The organism is Streptomyces sp. NPDC018610, from assembly GCF_044391765.1.
Classification (GTDB): Bacteria; Actinomycetota; Actinomycetes; order Streptomycetales; family Streptomycetaceae; genus Streptomyces.
The window spans coordinates 57,706-74,059 of sequence record NZ_JBISAL010000018.1 but is presented as its reverse complement, the minus strand read 5'-3'; the positions used below and the strand labels follow the sequence as shown (position 1 = coordinate 74,059).

The 16,354-nt window shown below is 73.0% G+C and carries 16 protein-coding genes; 7 read left to right on the top strand and 9 right to left on the bottom strand.

Features of this window, described 5'->3' with window-relative positions; genetic code table 11:
• Window positions 1-546: 546 nt before the first annotated feature.
• The 6 genes from ACH5A8_RS33490 to ACH5A8_RS33465 form a co-directional block, all read right to left on the bottom strand.
• Window positions 547-1,581, bottom strand: a complete 1,035-nt coding sequence (locus ACH5A8_RS33490) for a carbohydrate kinase (protein ID WP_399007769.1) — start codon at window positions 1,579-1,581, stop codon at window positions 547-549.
• Window positions 1,578-2,567 carry a zinc-dependent alcohol dehydrogenase family protein gene (locus ACH5A8_RS33485; protein ID WP_399007768.1) on the bottom strand — a complete coding sequence of 330 codons (990 nt, stop codon included), beginning with the start codon at window positions 2,565-2,567 and terminating at the stop codon, window positions 1,578-1,580. Before ACH5A8_RS33485 ends, ACH5A8_RS33490 begins: the two co-directional genes overlap by 4 nt.
• The gene (locus ACH5A8_RS33480) at window positions 2,564-3,451 is read right to left on the bottom strand and encodes a carbohydrate ABC transporter permease (RefSeq protein WP_399007767.1); all 888 of its coding nucleotides are present in this window, start codon (window positions 3,449-3,451) and stop codon (window positions 2,564-2,566) included. Before ACH5A8_RS33480 ends, ACH5A8_RS33485 begins: the two co-directional genes overlap by 4 nt.
• A complete protein-coding gene (locus tag ACH5A8_RS33475; RefSeq protein ID WP_399007766.1) occupies window positions 3,451-4,413 on the bottom strand; it encodes a carbohydrate ABC transporter permease in 963 nt (320 codons plus the stop codon). Before ACH5A8_RS33475 ends, ACH5A8_RS33480 begins: the two co-directional genes overlap by 1 nt.
• A 79-nt stretch (window positions 4,414-4,492) precedes the next feature.
• Window positions 4,493-5,857: an ABC transporter substrate-binding protein gene (locus tag ACH5A8_RS33470; RefSeq protein WP_399007765.1), complete on the bottom strand. Its 1,365-nt coding sequence runs from the start codon at window positions 5,855-5,857 to the stop codon at window positions 4,493-4,495.
• A 207-nt stretch (window positions 5,858-6,064) separates the two neighbouring features.
• Window positions 6,065-6,826 carry a DeoR/GlpR family DNA-binding transcription regulator gene (locus ACH5A8_RS33465; RefSeq protein ID WP_399007764.1) on the bottom strand — a complete coding sequence of 254 codons (762 nt, stop codon included), beginning with the start codon at window positions 6,824-6,826 and terminating at the stop codon, window positions 6,065-6,067.
• A gap of 647 nt (window positions 6,827-7,473) precedes the next feature.
• On the opposite strand from ACH5A8_RS33465, the gene ACH5A8_RS33460 reads away from it, so the two are divergent.
• Entirely contained in the window at window positions 7,474-8,019 is a 546-nt protein-coding gene (locus ACH5A8_RS33460) for a GNAT family N-acetyltransferase (RefSeq protein WP_399007763.1), read from the top strand.
• A gap of 199 nt (window positions 8,020-8,218) precedes the next feature.
• Here the strand turns inward: ACH5A8_RS33460 and ACH5A8_RS33455 are convergent, their stop codons facing one another.
• Window positions 8,219-9,217: an MBL fold metallo-hydrolase gene (locus tag ACH5A8_RS33455; protein WP_399007762.1), complete on the bottom strand. Its 999-nt coding sequence runs from the start codon at window positions 9,215-9,217 to the stop codon at window positions 8,219-8,221.
• Window positions 9,218-9,346: 129 nt separating this feature from the next.
• On the opposite strand from ACH5A8_RS33455, the gene ACH5A8_RS33450 reads away from it, so the two are divergent.
• Both ACH5A8_RS33450 and ACH5A8_RS33445 read left to right on the top strand, forming a co-directional pair.
• Entirely contained in the window at window positions 9,347-10,234 is an 888-nt protein-coding gene (locus ACH5A8_RS33450; RefSeq protein ID WP_399007761.1) for a helix-turn-helix domain-containing protein, read from the top strand.
• A gap of 501 nt (window positions 10,235-10,735) precedes the next feature.
• On the top strand, window positions 10,736-10,864 hold the full coding sequence (locus tag ACH5A8_RS33445; RefSeq protein WP_399007760.1) for a hypothetical protein: 129 nt from the start codon (window positions 10,736-10,738) through the stop codon (window positions 10,862-10,864).
• Window positions 10,865-10,909: 45 nt separating this feature from the next.
• On the opposite strand, the gene ACH5A8_RS33440 is transcribed toward ACH5A8_RS33445, so the two are convergent.
• Window positions 10,910-11,455, bottom strand: coding sequence for a helix-turn-helix domain-containing protein (locus tag ACH5A8_RS33440; protein WP_399007759.1), 546 nt, complete (start codon window positions 11,453-11,455; stop codon window positions 10,910-10,912).
• A gap of 165 nt (window positions 11,456-11,620) precedes the next feature.
• Between ACH5A8_RS33440 and ACH5A8_RS33435 the strand changes: the two genes are divergently transcribed.
• Window positions 11,621-13,021 (top strand): benzoate/H(+) symporter BenE family transporter, encoded by a 1,401-nt coding sequence (locus ACH5A8_RS33435; RefSeq protein WP_399007758.1) that lies wholly within the window; start codon window positions 11,621-11,623, stop codon window positions 13,019-13,021.
• Between the two features lie 180 nt (window positions 13,022-13,201).
• On the opposite strand, the gene ACH5A8_RS33430 is transcribed toward ACH5A8_RS33435, so the two are convergent.
• Entirely contained in the window at window positions 13,202-13,513 is a 312-nt protein-coding gene (locus ACH5A8_RS33430; protein WP_399007757.1) for a hypothetical protein, read from the bottom strand.
• Between the two features lie 930 nt (window positions 13,514-14,443).
• On the opposite strand from ACH5A8_RS33430, the gene ACH5A8_RS33425 reads away from it, so the two are divergent.
• The 3 genes from ACH5A8_RS33425 to ACH5A8_RS33415 all read left to right on the top strand — a co-directional run bounded on the left by ACH5A8_RS33425 (window position 14,444) and on the right by ACH5A8_RS33415 (window position 16,274).
• Window positions 14,444-15,082 (top strand): hypothetical protein, encoded by a 639-nt coding sequence (locus ACH5A8_RS33425; RefSeq protein ID WP_399007756.1) that lies wholly within the window; start codon window positions 14,444-14,446, stop codon window positions 15,080-15,082.
• Window positions 15,083-15,233: 151 nt separating this feature from the next.
• Window positions 15,234-15,932 carry a class F sortase gene (locus tag ACH5A8_RS33420; RefSeq protein WP_399007755.1) on the top strand — a complete coding sequence of 233 codons (699 nt, stop codon included), beginning with the start codon at window positions 15,234-15,236 and terminating at the stop codon, window positions 15,930-15,932.
• Between the two features lie 126 nt (window positions 15,933-16,058).
• Window positions 16,059-16,274 carry a hypothetical protein gene (locus ACH5A8_RS33415; RefSeq protein ID WP_399007754.1) on the top strand — a complete coding sequence of 72 codons (216 nt, stop codon included), beginning with the start codon at window positions 16,059-16,061 and terminating at the stop codon, window positions 16,272-16,274.
• The last annotated feature ends 80 nt before the right edge of the window (window positions 16,275-16,354 follow it).

Sequence of the window (16,354 nt, the reverse complement as noted above, 5' to 3'; positions counted from 1 at the left end):
CACGTGGCTGATCGGGTGGCGCAGACCGTGGTGGCCGGGCATCGCCGGGTGGAGCCCTCGGGCCGGTATCCATGCGAATCCGGATGAAATTCCGGCCCGTTTCCCAGCCTGCTGCGTGCTTCCGAACCGGTCGGGGCAGCGCAGCACCGGGCTGAAGTGAGCCTCTTGACGAAGGTCTCGCCGGCCCGGACACTCAAGGTCCGCGTGCTGAGGGGGCAGCCGATGGCAGACTTACCCGGGCCGTTCGGCAGTGGAAAGCACACAAGGGCGGCCGCAGGCGGCTTCCAGGCCGGCCAGAATGCAAGTGGGTGCTGCGGTTGCCTGTTCCTTGTCGCCGTGATCGTTTTCCTGGTCGCTGTCCTCAATGGCTTCACAATGCACTGAGGCTTCCGTCATCGGTCTGAGCCGGCCAGCAGCTTCCCATTCAGTTACGGCAGCACCATCACCTAGCGGCCGGCGCCGGTCCCGTGCGGCAGGGGACGCCGGCCGGCTGTTCGGATCCGGCCAGGCGAACCCTGCGCCAGGGTTCGAGGAACGCGTACTGGCTCACGCCGCCAGTTCCGCCGCCGTGGGCGGGTCCGCTCCCCCACGCGTGCAGGTGAGCGCGGCTGTCCGGGCGGCCGCCGCCAGTGCCTCGCCGAGAACCGGGGGCAGGCGATCGGTGTCCGTCGCCGCGCGCAGGGCCGCGCGTGCCGTCGGCGCCTCGTCTCCCGGGCCGCCTCCCAGCAGGCCGGCGTGCAGCAATCGGCCGGTGAGGCCTGCGGTGAACGCGTCGCCTGCCCCGACGGTGTCCCGTACCCGGACCGATACCGGCGCCACGTCCTGGCTGCCGTGCCGCCACCAGGCCCGGGCGCCCCTCGCTCCCAGGGTGAGGACGACCAGTGCCGGGCCGCTGCGTGCCCAGCGGGCCGCCGTCCGGTCGGGGCTCTCGTCCGGGTGGAGCCAGGCCAGGTCCTCTTCGCTCGCCTTCACCACGTCGCTGACGGCGACGAGTTGTTCCACCCGTTCCCGCACCCGCTCAGCGGAGCGGAGCAGCGCCGGTCTCAGGTTGGGGTCGTAGGAGAGGGTGGCCGAGGGCCGCAGGGCGTGCAGCGCGCCGAGGACCTGATCGGCGCCCGGAGCCAGGGCGGTGGCGAGGGACCCGGTGTGGACGTGCGCCGGGGGGCCGTCGCGCAGTGCCCCCTCGACGGCCGCCGACAGTGCCCAGGTGATGTCGAAGGTGTAGTGCGCGGCGCCCGCGGCATCGAGTACGGCGGTCGCCGTGGAGGTGGCGCCGTCGGCCACGGAGCCCGGCACCAGCTCGACCCCGCCGGCCTCCAGGTGTTCGCGTACCAGGAGGCCGAAGTCGTCGTGGCCCACGCGGGTGGCGAGCCGGACCGGGTGGCCGAGTCTGCCCAGGCCCAGTGCCACGTTGGCGGGGCTTCCGCCCGGGTGGCCGCGGCGCGGGCCGTCGGGGCCGGCGATGACGTCCACCAGTGCTTCGCCGACGACGAGCACCGGCGGCCCGGCGGCTCCCGTGTGCGCGGCGGGTGTCGGCGCGGGGCGGGCCCGGGTGTGTCCGCGGCGGGTGGCCCCTGTCACGGCAGTACCTGGATCTTCCGGCCCTTCCCGGCCTGGAACTGCCGCAGGGCCTCGGCGTAGTCCGCCAGCGGCAGCCGGTCGCTGATGAAGACGTCCGGGTCGAGCACTCCCGCGGCGAACAGTTCGGCGGCGCGTTCATAGCTGTGCAGGACCGCCATCGAGCCGGTGATGGTGATCTCCTCGTTGTAGATCCGGTACGGGTCGATGGTGGCCCGGGTCGCGTAGTCGGCGACTCCGAACTGGAGATACGTGCCTCCCTTGCCGACCCGTCCGAGGGCGTCCTGGATGGCCTGGGCGTTGCCGGTGGCGTCGATGACGACCTCCCAGCCGCGCGGGCGCTCCAGGGCGTCGGCGGAGGTCACCGCGTTGCCGCAGCCGAGGGCGCGGGCGGTGGCGAGCCGGTCCTCGTTGATGTCGACCATGTCGACCGTGGCCGCCCCGGTGCGCTTGGCGAGTTCGAGCATCATCAGGCCCATGGTGCCGGAGCCGTAGATCAGCACATGACTGGCGAGCGTGCTGCGCAGGATGTCGTAGCCGCGCACCGCGCAGGACAGCGGCTCGATGAGGGCGGCGTCCTCGGTGCGCACGTGCTCGGGGAGCCTGACGCAGTTGGCGGCGGGGGCGACCGCGTACTGCGCCGCGCCGCCGGGGACGGTGACGCCGATAGCGTTCCAGCGCTCACACATGTTTCCGCGCCCGATGCGGCAGTAGTGACACTCGTGGCAGTGCAGGGAGGGGTCGACGGCGACCCGGTCGCCGACGGCCAGGCTGCCCACCCCGGAGCCCAGTGCGACGACCTCGCCGGCGAACTCGTGCCCGGGGACGATGGGGAGGGAGGGCGCGAACTCGCCCTGGAGGATGTGGAGATCGGTACCGCACAGGCCGCAGGCCGAGACCTCGACCACGACCTGACCGGGGCCGGGTGCGGGGTCGTCGACGGTCTCGACGCCGACCTGACCGGGCGAGCTGATGACGGCGGCTTTCACTTGACTGCTCCAAGGGACAGGCCCTGGACGAGTTTGTCCTGGGCGGCGAAACCGGCGACGAGGACCGGCAGGGAGACACAGACGGCGGCTGCGCACACCTTGGCCAGGAAGAGGCCCTGGCTGGTGACGAAGCCGGTGAGGAACACGGGCGCCGTGCCGGCGACGACGCCGGTCAGCACACGGGCGAAGAGCAGTTCGTTCCAGCTGAAGATGAAGCAGATCAGCGAGGTGGCGGCGACGCCTGGGGCGACGACCGGCGCGACGATCCGGGCGAGGACGGTGGGCAGTCCGGCGCCGTCGATGGAGGCGGCCTCCAGGATCTCGACGGGGACCTCGGCGAGGAACGAACGCATCATCCACACCGCGATCGGCAGGTTCATCGAGGTGTAGAGGACGACCAGCAGTGCGACGTTGTCGAGCAGGCCGCTGTTCTCGGCGATCAGGTAGACCGGCAGGAGTCCGGCCACCGCGGGCAGCATCTTGGTGGACAGGAAGAAGAACATGACGTCCGTCCACTTGCGCACGGGCTTGATGGACAGCGCGTAGGCAGCGGGCACGGACAGCACCAGCACCAGGAGCGTCGAAAGGAGGCTCGCGGAGAGTGAGTTGATCAACGGCGGCCAGGGCGATACGCCGGTGCTCGCGCCGAAGAACTCGCGGTAGCCGTGGAGGGTGAGCGGCGCGGTGAGGCTCGGCGGGTTGGTCGCGGCGTCGGACTCTCCGTGCAGCGAGGTGAGGAACATCCAGGCGACCGGGAGGAAGAACACGACTCCGCAGAGCCAGGCCAGCAGGCCGAGTGCACCGCGTCGGCGGCGGGCCGCGGTGCCGGGGCCGGCCGTGGCGCGGCGGCTGCCCGTGGCGCGGCCGACGAGGGTCGCGGCCATCAGCGGGTCTCCTCTCGCAGCAGGGTCGAGACCGTCCTGAGGGCGAGGCTTCCGACGAGGAGGGAGCACAGGACGACGAGGACGCCCTCCGCGGAGGCCTGCCCGTAGTCGTGCGCCTGGTAGAAGGTCTCGTAGACGGTGTAGGGCAGGTTGGCGGTGCCCAGGCCGCCGCCGGTGAGCGTGAAGACGGCGTCGAAGTTCTGCACCACGTAGATGCTCCCGAGCAGTGCCGCCAGCTCCAGGTAGCGGCGCAGGTGCGGGAAGGTGAGGTGGCGGAACACCTGCCAGGTGCTCGCGCCGTCCACGCGGGCCGCCTCCACCGCGTCCATAGGACGGCTCTGCAGTCCGGCCAGCAGGATCAGCATCATGAACGGCGTCCACTGCCAGATCAGCGACGCCTCGACGGACATCAGCGGCAGGGAGGACAGCCAGTCGGGCTGCGGCGCTTCGTCGCTGCCGAACAGGCTCCACACCCAGGTCAGCGAGCCGTTGATCAGCCCGTAGGTGGCGTTGTACAGCGCGTGCTTCCAGAGCAGGGCGGAGGCCACGGGCACGACGAGGAACGGCGTGATCAGCAGGGTGCGGACGATGCCGCGGCCGCGGAAGCGGCGGTCGAGCAGCAGGGCCAGTCCCAGGCCCAGGACCAGGCTGACCAGAACCACGGTCGCCGTGAGCGTGACGGTCGTCAGCAGGGCCGAACGCAACTTCGGGTCGGTGACGGCCTCCTTGTAGTTCTGCAGGCCCGCGAAGGCACGGTCGTCGGGGTCGAGGGCGTTCCAGCGCATGAACGAGATCGCCACGGTGCCGACGAACGGCAGCTGGGTGACCGCGATCATGAAGATCAGGGCCGGGAGCAGTGGGGCCCGCCGGACCCATGCTCCGCGGGATCGTCGTGGGGGTTTGGCCCGTTCCGCGGTCCGCGGTGTGCGGGCACGCCCGGTGAGCGTGTGTGTGAGGGTCATCGTGTGTCTCCGCTGTGCTCCCGTCCCCGGTCCCGCGAGGGCGGAGACGGGAGGGGAACGTCGGGTGGACCGGGAGGGATCACTTGTCCGCGTACTTGGCGGCGACCTTCTCGGCGAGCGCCTGACTGGACTTCAGCGCCTGCTCGACACTGGTCCTGCCGGCGATGGCGGCGCTGATCCGCTGGGAGACCTGCGTGCCCAGGTCGGTGAACTCGGGGATGCCGACGAACTGGATGCCGGGGGCGGGGCGGGGCTGCACACCCGGGTTGCCGGGGTCGGCCGACTTCAGGGCGTTCGCGGTGGCCCCGGCGAAGGCGGACGCCGCGGCGACGTACCGCGCGTCGGAGTAGGTGGAGCTCCGCTTGCCCGCCGGGACCCGGGACCAGCCGAGCTGCTGGCCCACCAGTTCCTCGTACTTCTTGCTGGACGCCCAGGAGATGAACTTCCAGGCGTCGCCCTGGTGTTTGCTCGCCTTCTGCAGGCCCCAGGCCCAGGTGTAGAGCCAGCCCGAGCTCTTCGTCCGGTCGACCGGTGCGGGCGCGTAGCCCATCTTCCCGGCCACCGGCGAGCCACTGGCTTCGAGCGATCCCGCCGCGGAGGTCGCGTCGTACCACATGGCGACCTTGCCCTGCTCCATGTTGTTGAGGCACTCGGCGAACCCGGACTGCGGGGCGCCCTTCTCGCCGTGGGCGCGTACGAGGTCGACGTAGAACCTGGTCGCCTCGGCGAAGGCGGGGCTGTCGACCCGGGCCTTCCAGTCCTTGTCGAACCAGGTGCCGCCCATGGTGTTGACCACGGTGGTCAGCGGCGCCATCACCTCGCCCCAACCGGGCAGTCCGCGCAGGCAGATGCCCCTCATCCCGGGCTCGGCGCCGTCGGCCTCGGCGGCGAGGGCGGCCACCTGCTGCCAGGTGGGGTGGGCCGGCATGGTCAGCCCCTTCTTCTGGAAGACGTCCTTGCGGTACATCAGGAAGGACGACTCGCCGTAGAACGGCTCGGCGTACACCTTGCCGGACACCGTGAGGGACTCCCGCAGGGCGGGCAGGATGTCGCTCTGCTCGAAGGCGGTGTCCTTCTGCGCGTACTCGCTCAACGGGGCGAGCCAGCCGTTCTTGGCGTAGATCGGCGTCTCGTAGTTGCTGATCGTCGCCACGTCGTACTGGCCGGCCTGGCTGGAGAAGTCCTGGCTGATCTTGTCGCGGACGTCGTTCTCCGGGAGCACCGTGAAGTTGACCTTGATGCCGGTCTCCTCGGTGAAGTTGTCCGCCGTGAGTTTCTGCAGGTCCGCCATCTGCGGGTTGTTCACCATCAGTACGTTGACGGAGTGCGTGCCGGAGCCGCCCCCTGCGCCGCCGGCGCCCGCGCACGCCGTGAGCAGTGCGCCGCACACGGCCAGCGCGCACAGCGGCACCGCCTTCCGTGGACCGGTCGGTCGTGAAGTCATGAGCGTCCCTTTCGTCAGCTGTCGGGTACGGGCAGTGCAGGGCACGAAGGAGGTGGGATCGGTCGCACGGCCGTGTTCCGGCTGTGCGGGCGCGGAGGTGTCGCCGGCACGGCTTCGGCGGGGCCGCCCCCCGGCGGCGGGGGCGACCCGGGCGGGCAGGACCCGACGGCGCGACGGCGGGTCAGGCCCGGCGGACCTGAGATCCGTTCAGACCCTGTGGACTCGGGGTCCCATCAGTGAGTAGCGGTGCGCCTCGGCGCTGGACAGTCCGGTGTCGGTGACGACAGCCTCGAAGTCACCCACTTCGGCGAAGCGGCAGAAGCTGCTCGCTCCGAACTTGCTGTGGTGCCCCATGAACACACGGCGGCGCGACACGGCCAGCGCCTTGGCCTTGACGTCGGCCACGACCGGATCGGGGGTGGTCAGGCCAAGCTCCCTGGAGATCCCGTTCGAGCCGAGGAACGCCAGGTCGATCACGAACTGCCCGAGCATCGCGCAGGCCCAGGAGCCCACCGTCGCCAGGGTCCGCGCCCGGACCCGGCCGCCGAGGAGCAGCACGGTGAGCTGCGGGGAGTCCACGATCGCGGCCGCGGTGGACAATGACGCGGTGACCACGGTCAGGGGACGGTCGCCGGGGAGGAGCGCGGCGAGGAGCTGAGGGGTGTAGCCCTCGTCCACGAACACGGTCTCCGCGTCGCCGAGCAGCTTGACCGCCTCCGCGGCGATCCGGCGCTTGTCCTTGACGTGCAGGGTCTCCCGTTCGGTCAGGCCCGTCTCGAAACCCGCGCCCTCGACGGGGTAGGCGCCGCCGTAGGTGCGCCGGAGCAGACCTCGGCGTTCCAGGACGCCGAGGTCCCGGCGGATGGTCTCCGGCGCGACAGCCAGGTCGGCGGCCATGGTGGTGACCTCGACACGTCCCTGGTGCCGGGCGAGCGCGAGGATCCGGCTCTGACGCTCCGCGGCGTTCATCGCATTCACCTCGTCTTCTGTACGACCGGTCCGGGCACGGCGCGCCCGGTCTTGACGCACATTTATACCAACCACCTTTTCGCGTGAGCGGGCCCAGAGCGGGCCTGAAGCTGCCCGGTGATGCCCGAAGGGGTGACACAAAACCGCAGTTCATGTGCGTGCGGCGCGGTTCGCCCCGTCGCTGGTGCCCGTATGGACCGTCCCAGGCGCCCGGTTCGGGCAGTCGGCGGAGCGGCGGGAGGACTCGATCACCGCTCGGGTACGGTCGTCTCTGCCGGGGCGGGACGGTCCGGGGTGCCTGATCGGTCCGCTGAGCGATGCGGGCGGGTCGCCGTCGGGACGTCCCGGCTCATGGAGGTCCGCGGTCTCGGCGTAGACCTCCGGCTCCACCGGCCGGCGGACGACGACGTGGCCGAGCAGCGCCGGCCAGCCGCCGGGGCGGAGCACGTCGTACGCCCGCCGCCGACCGGTCGACGGAATGGGAGGACCACGGCTGACCAGTGGTGCGGGACGTGTTTCGGGATCCTCCGCCTCGGTGGCCGGGGTGGACCGCGGCGTGGCCTCGGCCGCTGGCGTCGGGCGGGTTCGCGGGCTGTGCGGTGGCCCGGTTATGCTGCCTCGCCCACGCGCCGGGGAGGTACCGCACCATGAACAGCACCACGCCACCCTTTGCCGAACGGATCGAACTCGCGGGGGAAGGTCTCGTCCTGCGCGACTGGGCGGAGGCGGACCTGGCCGCGATGCCGGACCTGTTCGACCATCCCGACATCGCGTACTGGACGCCGATCGTCTCCCCCTTCGACGAAGCGGCCGCCCGCGCACGGCTGGAACGGGGGCGGCGGCTGCGGGCGGAGGGCACGACTGTCCTACTCGCCATCACCGTCGACGGCCGCGCACCCCTGGGCGAGGTGATGCTGCGGCGCGCCCCCGAGGGCGTGGAGATCGGCTACGCGGTCGGCCCGGCGCACCGCGGCCAGGGGCTGGCTGTGCGGGCGGTGCGGGTGATGGCCGCGTACGCGTTCGAGCAACTGGGCGTGGAGCAAGTGATCCTGGAGCTGGAGGCCGAGAACGCGGCCAGTGTCGCCGTGGCCACCAAGGCGGGCTTCAGCCTGCTCGACGTGCCGCTGATCGAGGGGGTGGAGAAGGGGCGGCCCTATGCCTTGCAGACGTGGGGCCTGCGGCCGGCGGTGTGAGGCTGCCGAGAGGGTGCGGGGCGGGCCGCGGGTGCGCCCGACCGTTCTGTACGGGCACGGTCGGCCGGGCGCGGGGGGGGGTGCGCCGCCGCTCGGCCTCACCGCTCGACGTCTGCGCGTGGCGTCGCCGGTCGTGAGGCGGTCGCTGCCGGCGTCATGGCAGCGGGGCCTGGTTCGGGCGCGCCCGCTGGAGCGGTCGTCAGGGGCGGACGAACGCGTGGTTGAGGTGGGCGGTGGCCAGGAGGTGGCCGTGGTCGCGGGCGTCGGCGAGGAGGTTCAGGCGGGTGCGGCGGGCCGTGGCCTGGTCGCTCTCCAGCCGGTAGGCGACGCTCGGCGCGGCCAGTTGGACGGCGTGCACGAGCACGTCCCCGGTGATCATGATGCGTTCCCTGCCTCCGTCGACGAGGACGGACTGGTGGCCGGCGGTGTGGCCGGGTGTCGGCACGGCGGTCAGTGACGAGCCGCCCGGGCCGCCCCGTACCGCGGTCCGGCCGTCGATCACACGCAGCAGTCCGGCCCGGCGCAGTGGCTCGACCACATATGCCCGGGCGGAGTCGTCGGCGGTGAGGGCGGTGATCTCCGCCCGCTGGACCACGTGGCGGGCGTCGGGGAACAGCGGAGTGCCGGCGGTGTCGACCGTCCAGCCGTAGTGGTCCTCGTGGAGATGGGTCAGGACGATGGTGTCGACGTCGTGCCGGTCGATGCCGGCGTGCCGCAGGACCGCAGGCAGGTGTCCGGGGACCGGCGCCCAGGCCGACGCGGGGCTGCCGGCCGGGCCGATCCCGGTGTCGACGAGGGTGACGCGGCCGCCGGGCCGGCGGACGGCGTAGCAGCGGAAGTCGAGTTCCCAGGTGTCGTCCGGGCCGAAGGCGGCGGGGTCGAGCCGCTCCGCGCGCGCCCAGTCCGCGTCGCTCGCGTCGGGGAACCAGTCCCGCCGCTTGCCGGGGAACGTCCCGTGGGCGTCCAGCAGCGCCAGTACCTCGTAGGCGCCCGCGTGGCGGGTGACGATACGCGCGGCGCCGATGCGGCGCTGGGACGCGGCCGCCGCGCGGGCGCCGCCGGTGTCGGCCCACGCGGCGAGCGCCCCCATGCCGGCGGTGGCGGCGCCCCGCAGGACCGTGCGGCGGCTCGTGGCGTCGCCCGTCGTCGTGGCGTCGCCCGTCATCGGGGTGTCGGACGGAACGGGACGGTGGGTCATGGTCTCCCCCTGCGTCGAAGGTCGTGACATGTGCGCACCACCGTGCGGGGGCCGCGCACCCCGCGGCTTGTACGTTCGTGTCCGGTTCGCGGGGGCCGTGGCAAGGGGTCCGCGCCCTAGGATGGGCGCATGGCCGGGAACCGGCGAACGTATCTGCGCGAGGACGACGTCCACCTCACCGATGTGCGCTGCGGCAGCACGACGCGCGGCTGGTCGCCGTTGCGGCCCGCCCCGGTGTTCGGACTGGTGCTGCTGCGGAACGGGGTGCTGCGCGGCCGGGTCGACGGCGTCGAGCATGTGCTGGACGCAGCCAGCGTGTACGTCGAACGTCTCGGCACCGAGCAGCAGTTCGCGCATCCGCTGGGCCCGGACGTGTTCACGGAGATCGTTCTCTCCGAGCCCCGGGTCGCGGACCTGCTGGGCGGCGATCCCACCGTTCCGGAGGGTCTGGTCATGGTGACGCCGGCTCTGGCCCTGGCCCACCGGATGCTGCTGTCCCGCGCCCGCCGGGGCGCCGACGCCTTCGAACTCGGCGAGCACACCGCCCGGTTGGCCGCCGCGGTCTTCGCACGGCTCGCCCCGGCGCGGGTCGCCTCGGGCCGCCCTGCCTCCGCCGCCGCCCGCCGTCGTCTCGTCGACGACGCGCGCGCCGTGCTGGCCGCCGAACCGACCATCGGACTGGAGGCGTTGGGCCGGACCGTGGGCGCGTCACCGCATCATCTGAGCCGGGTCTTCACGGCCGTCACCGGCGTCACGGTCTCCGCCCATCGCGACGGGCTGCGCCTGGCCCGGGTCCTGGACCGGCTCGGCGAGGGCGAACGCGACCTGGCGGGGCTGGCGCGGGAACTCGGCTACACCGACCAGTCCCACATGACCCGCGTGGTCCGCCGGGCGGCGGGGCTCCCTCCGGGACGCCTGCGCGCCCTGCTGACCTCGCTGGAAGCGGTGGACGGGGAGTACGCGCAGACTGTCGCGAGGGCGCCCGGCCCCACCGACGGGCGTGGCACGGGGAGTTGAGAGCCCGGCTGGGCATCCCCGGCCGCCGGGAACGGGCTGTGGGCACGAGCCAGGGACCCGAGCCATGGGGGAACGAGTCGGTCCGGTTCGCCTGTCGGGGCTCGTTCCGGTCAGTCGCGCGGTGCGCCCCGCTCGGCCACCGGGGACCGTCTCCGGCGCGGTGTCCCGGTACGCGACCGGGGGCAGCCGGACGTCGACGAGGAAGTGGATGTACTCGTCCGGGCCCAGGAACGGCACGTTCGCCGAGTGGCGGTGGCGGGCATCCGGGGCCCGGCCTTCGCGTCCGTCCGGGACGATCAGCACCTCGTCATGCCAGGGGGCGGCCCGGCACTGCCGGGGGTCGGCCTCCGCGCCGGTGGCGTCGGCGTTCTGGGCCGGTCCGGTGATGACGAGATGCGCGTCACTCCGTCGGACGGCATCCTGAGGAGGGCCCCGCAGCCGCACGCGGCAGGTGTGCGGCTGGGCCGCAGGGGTCCGATCGCGCTTCCCCTGGGAGGCTCCATGGTCGTGGTCGTGATAGCGCTGTGCATGCCGGTGGCGATGCTGCTGCTTCTGCTCGGCATGGACGCGTTCGACTCCCTTCTCTCCCGTCCCGCGGACGAACCAGCCGACGAGCCACCCGCCCCCTGACACCCGCGTGGCCGAACCAGCCCTCCCGCCTCGCCGGGCCGCCGCTCAGAGCGCGGCGGCCCGGTAGCGCACGAGAAGGATGCCGTGCACGTCGCCGTGCGGGGCGTGGTAAAGGTGCGCGGTGTCGGCCGGCCAGCACACCGTCCCGCCGGGCCCGACGGTGCTCGGCGCGCCCAGCACGCCCACGAGGGCCGTGCCGCTCAGGATCGTCAGGCTCTCCGTCGTGCCGGGGACGTGCGCGGCAGACTCCTGCGTGGCGCCGGCGGCGATGGTGATCCGGAAGACGTCGGTGACGGCGTCGTCGTCCTCGTGCCGCTCGATCAGGACCGCTGTGACCGCGCTGCCGGAGACGGCCGCCGCGTGCCGCTCGGCACGCGGCGGCGGATCGTCGTCGAGCACCGCGCTGAGCGGCCGGTTGAGCGCCGTGGTCAGCGCGTAGAGGGTTTCGAGCGTCGGGTTGCGCGTGCCGCTCTCCAGCTCCGAGAGCGTGCCCTTGCCCACACCCGAGCGGCGCGCCAGCTCCGAGAGCGAAAGGCCCCGGGCCGCGCGCAGCTCCCGGATCCTGCGTCCCACTTCGTCGTTCAGCCCCATCGCCGGATCGCGCTCCCGCTCTCGTCGCCGTGGTTGACGGGTTCCGCCCTCCTCTCTAGTGTTCCACAAACAGAACGTTCTGTATGTGGAACGCTCGCCGCCGCACCCCGGGCCGGTCCTCGTCCGGACACCCGCCGCGCCCCCCGTCCTCGGAAGTTGCCCCGTATGTCCTCCTTCACCGGCCGCCTCCGCGCGGCCGCCCCGCCGTCGGCGGTGGCCGCCGGCCTGATCGCCGTCACCGTGGGCGTCACCAGCTCGGCCGCGCTCGTGTTCACCGCGGCGAAAGCCGCGGGCGCGGGCCCGCGGGAGATCGGCTCCTGGATGTTCGCGCTCGGTGTCGGGCTCGCCGTCACCTGCGTCGGCCTCTCGCTGCGGTACCGCACGCCCGTCGTCACCGCGTGGTCGACGCCCGGCGCCGCGCTGCTCGCGACCGCCCTGACCGGGGTGACGATGGGGCAGGCCGTCGGCGCGTTCGTCTTCTCGGCGCTGCTCGTCCTCGTCACCGGCGTGACCGGATGGTTCGCCCGCGTCATGGACCGCATCCCCGTGTCGCTCACCGCGGCCCTGCTCGCCGGGGTGCTGCTGCGGTTCGGCACCGGTCTGTTCAGCACGATGCACGGGAACTTCGCGGTGGCCTTCCCCATGTTCGTGTGCTACCTCCTGGCGCGCCGGTTCGCGGCGCGGTACGCGGTGCTGGTCGCACTCGCCGCCGGCGTCCTCGCCACGGTCGTCACCGGCGGATGGCGGCTGGACGGCCTGCGCGTCTCGCTCGCCTCGCCGGCCTTCGTGGCGCCGGACTTCGACTGGAAGGTGCTCGTCAGCGTCGGTGTGCCGCTGTTCGTGGTGACGATGGCCTCGCAGAACCTGCCGGGAGTCGCCGTGCTGCGCAACTCCGGCTACGACGTGCCCGTGTCGCCACTGATGACGTGGACCGGCGCGGTCAACGTCCTGCTCGCCCCGCTCGGCGCCTTCGGTCTGAACCTCGCCGCCATCACCGCCGCGATCTGCACCGGCGAGGAGGCGCACCCGGACCGGGACAGGCGCTACGTCGCCGCCGTGTGGGCCGGGATCTTCTACCTCTGCGTCGGGGTGTTCGGCGCCACGGTCGCCTCGCTGCTCACGGCCATGCCGCAGGCCCTCGTGCTCGCCACCGCGGGCGTCGGCCTGCTGGCCACGATCGAGAACGCCCTGGGCACGGCCCTGTCCGACCGGTCGTCGCGGGAGGCCGCGGTCGTCACCTTCCTCGCCACCGCGTCCGGTGTCACGCTCCTGGGCATCGGCTCCGCCTTCTGGGGGCTGCTCGCGGGCGCGCTCACCGGCGTCGTCGCGAACGCCGGGCGAGGGAGAGGGCGCGCGCTCGCGGCCGCGGCTCCCGCACCGGCGCGGGAGCGTTCGGCCGAGGAGCCTTCAGACGAATCGCCGTGGGCCGGCGCCGGGTCCGTTGTGGCTCCGCCGGCCGTTCGCGAGTCGGCTGCGGCCGCATCGGCCGATACGGCGTCGGTTGTGGCCCCGGCGGCCGATGCACCGTCTGCCGTGGCGCCGGCCGTGGAGCGGCCCTCTCCGTGACGGGGCGGCCGGACGCCGGCCGTGGGCGGGGCGGGGCGGGGCACGGCGACGGGCATCAGCGGTCGGGGGCGCCGGGACTCGCGCAGTCGGTCCACTCAGCGTGACGCACGCCGGCGTGCCGCCGACGGACAGGAAGGCAGGCGGGCTGCCGTCGGCCAACGAAGACCGAAGGCATCACCGTCAGTCGGTCACTGACGTCACGTCAACTAGCGGGGCATGCCTCACACCGCGACGTGAGACGCGTCGGGGGCGAGGCAGCGCGTGGTCGACGACGGTGACATGGTGCCCCCGGGCCGCGAGGCGGACGGCGTCGCCGCCGTCCCCGCCGGCGAGGTCGAGCACGCGCAGGGATCCCTCGCCCAGGCCGTCGAGGTGGCGGAGCAGATTGGCCTCGGCGACCGTGTAGCGCAGTCGGCCCCAGGGCGCGTCCTGCCACTTCTTCCAGTTGGTCATCGCTGTGTCGGTGTCGAACTTCTCGGCTGCTTCGGGCATTCGGCGAGGATATTCGCCAGGTGAGCGTGGTGGCCTCGAGCACGGGTGGCACGACGTCGAGATCAACTGCTCGACTCTGTCGTGGTGTTGCGCCAGCGGGTCTTCACGGGGCGGGTGACCGGCCCGGCTCGTTGCCGGTGGCTGCCCGAGGCCGGGCGGCCGGGGCCCGCCTACGTGTGCGCTCTCGTCGGCGCGGGAGCCACGGATCGCGGATGCCGCTTACGGCCGCGGGTCCGCCGTACCCCGTGTCGGGGGGTGGCCGCGGGGTGGGCTTGGCCCGGGGGCATTGCCTGGGACGGGTGTGGGCCAGGTGTGAGTGCAGGCGCGGAGTGCCGGTGCGGGGGCAGGGTGGTGATGCAGGGGCAGGGTGGTGATGCGGGGTCGGGGTGGTGATGCGGGGTCGGGGTGGTGGCTCGGCGCGCCCGGGGGCCGCGGCCGGTGGCGTGGTCCGGGCTCCGGGCTCCGGGCTCCGGGCTCCGGGCTCCGGACATCGGGTAGCGGGCTACGTGTCCGCGCGACCTTCCTGACCACCCGTGCCCCCTCGTCGGTCGCGGACCGGGCATCCGGATCGGGGACCGGGTGTGCGCCCCGGGGACGGCTCACGGCGGGCACACACCTCCGGGTCCGTTCTCCACACACACCGTCAGCGGCGTTCAGGCTTTCGGCGGGGTGTCGGACCGGCAGATCGGATTCGACGGGATGATGCCCCGTCGGCTGCGCCGCGCGACCGAACGGCCTGCTCACGGTCACCTGTCGGGTGGCACATGTGCTCCCGCGACGCCCCGAGGACACGGCCGGCACGAGTCACCCAGTGCTCCGAATGCGGCTCTCAAGTGGTGCGCGGACGCGAGCCCGCTCAAGGTGATCACGTCGCGACTGTGATCCCGAAGGGCGGGAGTCGTGACGTCTCGAATGGCGAAGGGAACACCCATGCGTATCACCCGTACTCTGTTCACCTCCGCGGCGGTCGCCACCGCCGTGGCACTCTCCACTCCCGGCGCCGGTGCCGTGAGCGCGGCCGCGCTCTCGGCTTCGTCGGGCGTGGTCTCCCACAGCACCGTCGCCACGGCCAAGGGCGGGGACTCCGAGGACAACGGCGGCGACGACGGCTCCTCGCGGGGCGGCGGCCGCGGCGGCGACGAAGGCGGCCGCGGTGGCGACCACGGCGGCGACCGCGGCGGCGACGAAGGCGGCCGCGGCAAGGGCAAGCCCCACGGCGGCGTCCACGCCGGCGGCGGCGCACTCGCCATGGCGATGGGCGACAACGGCTCCTCGGACGAGGGCGGCCGCGGCGGCGACGAAGGTGGCCGTGGCGGCGACCGCGGGGGCGACGAAGGCGGCCGCGGCGGCGACCGCGGCGGCGACGAAGGCGGCCGTGGCGGCGACCACGGCGGCGACGAAGGCGGCCGCGGCAAGGGCAAGCCCCACGGCGGCGTCCACGCCGGCGGCGGCGGTCTCGCCCAGTCCACGAACGGCATGGGCGCGGGCGCCGCGCTGGTGCTCGGTGGCCTGGGAGTCGGTGCCTACATGCTGCGACGCCGGCGTGCCTCGGACGGCTCGGTTGCCTGACCGGGTTCCGGACGGCCACGCTCCGCTGTCGCGGGTTCGGTAGCCCCGCGCGCTCCGGGCGCTTCGCCCGGAGCGTGGCAGGGGCCGAGGCGACGGCGTGACCGCCGGCCCGCATCGCCCCATCACCACCGGTTCATGAAAGGCACCGAGCATGGCCGTGCAGCAGCCGTCCCAGACGGAGCAGCCCGAGAACGGGCGCACGACGGGTCCTCGCCGACGTCGGCTGTTGTGGCCCGCAGCAGCGGTCGGACTGGGTCTCGTCCTGATCCACAACTCACTCGGCACCACGCGGGCGAGCCTGCCGTATCCGGCACGCCCCACGACTGCCGCCTCAGCCTTCCCCCACCCCAAGACATCCGCCAGCCCCGACGGCATCGCGCTGCCGCGATCGGCGCCGAAGCGGATCTCGATCCCGGACATCGACGTGGACGCGCCGTTCACCGGCCTGTCCATCGGCGCCTCCGGACAGCTCGACCCGCCACCGGCAGAGGACACCAACCTGGTCGGCTGGTTCCAGGACGGGGCCTCGCCGGGTGAGCGCGGTGCGTCGATCGTCGTGGGCCACGTCGACACGAAGACCGGGCCCGCGGTGTTCGCCCAGCTGTCGACGCTCGAGCCCGGCAGCCGCATCGACATCACGCGGTCGGACGGCGTCGTGGCGAGCTTCAAGGTCGACGCCGTCGACACCTTCAGCAAGGCTGACTTCCCCAACGACGAGGTGTACGCCGACACTTCGGATCCGGAGCTGCGGCTGATCACGTGCGGCGGCAGCTACAACCGCACCATCCAGGACTACGAGTCGAACGTCGTGGTGTTCGCCCACCTCGACTCGGCCGAACCTGCCCAGTGACGTGTGCGCGTCGGCGCGGACCGGGAGTGGGTCCGCGCCGGCCGCGCGTCGGTCCGCGGTACGGGAGCCCGGTGTGCGGCCGAGGGCAGGCCGGAAGACATGGATGAACGCGACAAGGAGCACAGTATGCCGACGGACTCGGTCGGACGATTCCTGGCGGCCCTGGACCCGGACCACCGGGAGACCGTCGGCGCCAGATCGCGCGAGGAGCAGGAGCGGCTCGCCGCGGCCTGGGAGCGGGAGCTCGAGGCGGACGACGAACTCGACACCCTCGACGAGCTGTCTCCGCCGGCGGCGGAGGCCGAGGCGGCCCGCCGGGTCCTGAACCGGGAAGCCGGGTGACACGCCGGAGGTGACGCGGCGTCCGCCCTGTCTGCCTTGCCCGCCCTGGTCGACGGCTTCCGGCCGGCAGGCCCCGGGGC